The 1,555-nt window shown below is 41.5% G+C and carries 1 protein-coding gene and 1 pseudogene; both read right to left on the bottom strand.

Features of this window, described 5'->3' with window-relative positions; translation table 11 throughout:
* Positions 1-191 precede the first annotated feature (191 nt).
* On the bottom strand, positions 192-1,127 hold the full coding sequence (hflC, locus tag WB217_RS00240; RefSeq protein WP_423989532.1) for a protease modulator HflC: 936 nt from the start codon (positions 1,125-1,127) through the stop codon (positions 192-194).
* Positions 1,120-1,555, bottom strand: a pseudogene (locus tag WB217_RS00235) (FtsH protease activity modulator HflK); the annotation flags it as partial. The pseudogene WB217_RS00235 and the gene hflC, both read right to left, overlap by 8 nt.

Below are 1,555 nucleotides of genomic sequence, written 5' to 3'. Positions count from 1 at the left end.
CTCCTGCGGGGTCTCACCTTGGCCGCTGATCCCCCAGGAGTCTGCGCGCCTTCCGCTCCAATCAACAGGTGTGAAAAATCAACACTGTACTTAACACAGCCTTAATGTAAGAAAAGACCGTTAAATTACTTCCTATTTTATCATGAGAGATAATAGAAAGAAAAATAACGGCCTTCTTAGGCAGCTTAATATTAATTTGTATAGCCCATCAGCATTCGTGCATACGGTGAATTTGATGGCAGGACAATGACAGTTTCACCATCAATTGTTTTCTTATATGATTCGAGTGTACGGAACATTGTATAGAATTCAGGGTCCTTCGAGAAGCTTTGGTTGTAAACCTTGGCAGCTTCCCCTTCACCTTCACCCCTGATCATTTCAGCATCTGCTGACGCCTTGGCGAGGATTTCCTGTACTTCCCTATCTGTTTGGGCAACAATCCTGTTCTTTTGTGCGTCACCCATTGAGAGGTATTCCTGTGCCTTAGATTCTCGTTCCGAGATCATCCTTGTAAAAACAGACTTTTCATTTTCAGCAGGAAGATCCGTTCTCTTCATACGGACATCGGTAACCATGATCCCATAATTTCCGCCTGCTAATAGTTCATTTACTTTAGCTGTGACTCTGTCATTCAATGAACCTCTGGAGGACTTTTCATCATTAATGATTTCATCATAGTCCAACTGGCCAAGCTCAGAACGCACAACGGAATAGATGAATTCTTCCATTCTGGATTCTGCGGCATCAAGCGACCTTGCATTTGAAATCATCTTTTTAGGATCTTCAATCCGCCAGATCGCATAGTTATCTATTAACATTCTCTTTTTATCCTTAGTATTGATTTCTGCTTGTGAAACATCATAAGTCATCTGGTATTTAGGCAAAGTAGTGACGCTTTGCACAAAAGGTATTTTATAGTTGAGTCCTGGTTCCTTGATAATCTTTACTACCTCACCAAACTGGCGAACCACTTTAAACTCACCTTGCTTCACAATGAAAACATTGGTGAATATTAATACTAGCAGGGCGATCAGAATAATCAGGAAAAGTCCAAACTTCGTGTATTTTCTCCAGCTGAATGAACCGCCTGTTTTTTCATTCAAATTAATAACGTTTTGATCAGCCATTATCCTTTTCACTGCCTTCCTTTTCCGACTTAGGCTTTTCAGTCTCCAGCGGACGAATTGGGAAATACTTCATCGTGTTTCCTTCATCGTTCATGATGTATATTTCAGTGCCTGGCAGAACTTGTTCAAGCGTTTCAAGTATAAGCCGCTGTTTTGTGATATCTGGGCTCTGTTTGTATTCCACATACAGTTTGTTGAAGACGGCCACGTCACCTCTTGCACGTTCAATCCTCGCCGCTTTTTCACCTTCGGCACGAGAAATTAGTGCATCTTTCTCCCCTTGAGCCTCATTAAGCTGTTTATTCTGGTATTTCTTGGCTTCATTAATTTTTGTATTCATCGTCTCACGGGCATCCGTTACATCAGTAAATGCCTTACGCACTTCTTTATTGGGCAATTCAACATCCTGGAGCTTAACTCCAAGAACA

It is taken from the genome of Mesobacillus sp. (genome assembly GCF_049588175.1).
Taxonomy (GTDB): domain Bacteria; phylum Bacillota; class Bacilli; order Bacillales; family Cytobacillaceae; genus Mesobacillus.
The sequence above is the reverse complement of the archived record's forward strand: the minus strand, read 5'-3'. Positions and strand labels throughout refer to the sequence as shown.